Genomic DNA, 3,027 nt, shown 5'->3' with positions numbered 1-3,027 from the left:
GAAGTGTCCTGCTTCCGCTGCTGGGCACCCGGCGACATCGCGCTCGGCACGCTGGTAGAAGTGATCTCCCGCAGGTGGCGGATCGAGGAGACCTTCCAACTCGCCAAGGGCTTCACCGGCCTCGACCAAGGCCAGGTGACCTGCTGGAACTCCTGGATGCGCTGGTCACTGTTCTCCCTGATCGCCACCGCCGTCCTCTCCCTCACAGCCGCCGCCGTCCACGAGGCCGCCGAGCAACAGCCCGACCTCGTCCCGCTGACCTGCCCCGAACTCATCCGGCTCCTGCGAGCCCTCGTCCTGCCGCCGCCCGTCCGCGACCGCGAGCACATCCTGCACTGGACCGCCTGGCGGCGCCGCCACCAAGCTGTTGCGACCGCCTGCCACCAGCAACGACACCGACGTCACGACCAACCGTGATCAAGAACTACAGCTGCCGTGACTGTGCCGGACGGTTCTCACGTCCGGGCCCTCAAAGACATCTCAGAGGGCTAGGAAGTCAAGCCGGCCTCCTGGGAGATCGGCTTGTGGGCAAGGAAGCTGGCGATCTTCCATGTCAGCATTTCGTCGGGCTCCTGCACCAGTTGAGCGTCGATGGTGAACCCGGCCCGGTTCAGCAACTGCGCAAGCTGGCCTGGAGGGAGGCGATAGGACTCGAAGGACACGGGAAGGCCGCCGTAGGCCTGTATAGGACGACGGTGCTCACCGGAACCGACGTGACCCACGAGGAGAAGATGTCCACCGGGTGCCAGGGTGCGGTGGAACTCGGCAAACACCAGCGGCAGCAGTTCGGGAGGCGTGTGATGGGTGGAGTAGAAGGCCAGGATGCCGCCGAGCGCTTCGTTTGCGAACTCCAGGGCGGTGATGGAGCCCACCGAGAACGGCAGGTCCGGAAAGGCGGTGCGCGCCAGTTCGATCATCTTCGCGGACACGTCGATGCCGATCGGCGACACCCCGAGCCCGGCAAGGTGCGCCGTCACTTTGCCCGGGCCGCAGCCCAGGTCTGCGACCGGTCCGAGGCCAGATGCCTGCACGAGTTCGGCGAACGCGGCCAGCATCGAGCGCGACAACGGGTCCAGCTCTGATGGGGGCTTGACGAGGGCGGCGTAGGCATTGGCCACGGTGTCGTATGACTCCCGGACCTCAGACAGGTAAGAAGGCTCAGTCACGCGGGGACTCTGGACGGATGCAATGACATCGCCGCTACCTGGGCTTCCGGGTCCCGCAGGAGCTTGGAAGAGGGGTGCGAAGGCATGTTGTTCGTCGAAGAGCTGCCGGGTCTTGAGGCAGTGGTGGAGCTGGTCGAGGAAGCGGTTCAGCAGGTGCCGTTGTGCGGCGGCGTGCCAGTCACCGTGGTCGCGTCGGCGTCGGTAGTGTGCGTTCGCTTCTGGTGAGGCGGTGAGGCGGTGAGGCGGTGAGGCGGTGAGGCGGTGAGGCGGTGAGGCGGCGAAGGCGGCGAAGGCGGCGAAGGCGGCGAAGGCCCAGAGGAAGCCGGCGTTGATGAGGCGGTTGTTCTTGACGAACCGACGGCCGACGGAGCGGTTCTTGCCGGAGGCCCGGGTGATGGGGGCGGATCCTGCGTATGACTTCAGCGCTCTGGCGTCGGCGAATCGTGCCCGGTCGTCGCCCAGCTCTGCGAGCACGTGGGCGCCGAGCATGGGCCCCAGGCCGGAACCTGTCAACGTGATCAAGGCAGGTAGTTCGTTCTATCGCTGTGCCGGGATCGTTTGATCGTCGTGTCGGAGGTCGGCCGGCTTGTTGATCCAGGCGGCCTCGGGCAGTTTCGGTGGCTGGGGTGGCTTTCGGACGAACCGTTCGGGGTGTTGTTGGTAGACGCTCGTGAGGACGTCGGCTCGCATCTCGCGGAGCTGGTCGGCGAGCCCGAAGTGCACGTCGAATGGGGCGTGCATCGCTATCCCGGAGTGTCGGTGGGCGAGGTTGTACCAGTCGAAGAAGCCGGTGCACCAGGTGCGGGCGTCCTCGATGCAGCCGAACCGGTCGGGGAAATCGTGCCGGTACTTCAAGGTTTTGTACTGACTTTCCGAGTACGGGTTGTCATTCGACGTTTTCGGTCTCGAATGGGACTTGGTGACGCCCATATTGCTGAGCATCTGCGCGACGTTGTGGGCGATCATCGGCGATCCCCGGTCGGAGTGGATCGTCAGCTTCCCTTGCTCAACGGGGTACTTGGTGATGGTGGAGGACAGGAACTGCTCGGCGAGGTCCTTGTTCTCGGATGCGGCGATCATCCAGCCGACGGTGTAGCGGCTGTAGATGTCGATGATCGTGTAGAGGCAGAAATAGCTTCCCCGATACGGGCCCTTCAGCTTCGTGATGTCCCACGACCACACCCGATTCGGAGCGGTCGCGATCAACTCAGGCTTCTTGCGGGGCGGATGCGTGGCCTGCCGACGGCGCTCGCGGACCTCGCCGTGTCGGCGCAGGATCCGGTACATCGTCGCCTCCGAACACAGATAGGTGCCCCGGTCCAGCAGCACCGCGTAGATCTCGGCCGGTGCCATGTCGACGAACTCGGCCGACCGCAACACCGCCAGGACCTCCGCCTCCTCAGCCTCGCTCAGGGCCCGCGGATGGCGCTTGCGCTCCAGCGTCGGCTTCACCGGCGGCGGGGACGTGCGGTGGTGGCGGTACCAGGTCGCCCGGCTCACGCCGAGCGCGGCGCATGCCTTGACCCGGCCGACCAGGAGGGACAGCTTGCCCAGGGCAACCGTGCGGGCCGCCTCGAAGGCCGACTCGCCCTCGCCGACGGGCACGCCAGCGGACGCCGCTTCCGCCAAGGTCACTTGCTCTCGCCGTTGTTCGTCGTGGCGCTGTCCGTGGCGAACTGGTCGAGCAGCGCGGAGAGTTTTGACTGCACCTCGATGACGGTGCGTGCCTTGCCCAGCTCGGCTCCCAGCTTGGCGTTTTCGGACTTGAGCCGGGCGATCTCCTTGTCCCGCGGATCGGTCTTCGGCCGACCCGCCGATGCGGCGAGCGCCGCCTCGGCACCCTTGTCCCGCTGCTGACGCC

At 66.2% G+C, this 3,027-nt stretch carries 2 protein-coding genes and 3 pseudogenes; 1 reads left to right on the top strand and 4 read right to left on the bottom strand.

The genetic code is table 11. The features are described from left to right. A pseudogene (locus B9S61_RS40150) lies at window positions 1–417 on the top strand (IS701 family transposase); the annotation flags it as partial. A 71-nt stretch (window positions 418–488) separates the two neighbouring features. On the opposite strand, the gene B9S61_RS40145 reads toward B9S61_RS40150, so the two are convergent. The 4 genes and pseudogenes from B9S61_RS40145 to B9S61_RS41405 all read right to left on the bottom strand — a co-directional run. After that, on the bottom strand, window positions 489–1,166 hold the full coding sequence (locus B9S61_RS40145) for a class I SAM-dependent methyltransferase (RefSeq protein ID WP_103546632.1): 678 nt from the start codon (window positions 1,164–1,166) through the stop codon (window positions 489–491). 54 nt (window positions 1,167–1,220) lie between these two features. Next, a pseudogene (locus tag B9S61_RS40140) lies at window positions 1,221–1,685 on the bottom strand (transposase); the annotation flags it as partial. An 18-nt stretch (window positions 1,686–1,703) separates the two neighbouring features. After that, a complete protein-coding gene (locus tag B9S61_RS40135; RefSeq protein ID WP_258039778.1) occupies window positions 1,704–2,801 on the bottom strand; it encodes an IS3 family transposase in 1,098 nt (365 codons plus the stop codon). Beyond that, a pseudogene (locus B9S61_RS41405) lies at window positions 2,798–3,027 on the bottom strand (hypothetical protein); the annotation flags it as partial. The gene B9S61_RS40135 and the pseudogene B9S61_RS41405, both read right to left, overlap by 4 nt.

Source organism: Streptomyces sp. SM1 (genome assembly GCF_002910825.1).
In the GTDB taxonomy this organism is placed as follows: Bacteria; Actinomycetota; Actinomycetes; order Streptomycetales; family Streptomycetaceae; genus Streptomyces; species Streptomyces okerensis.
The sequence above is the reverse complement of the archived record's forward strand: the minus strand, read 5'-3'. Positions and strand labels throughout refer to the sequence as shown.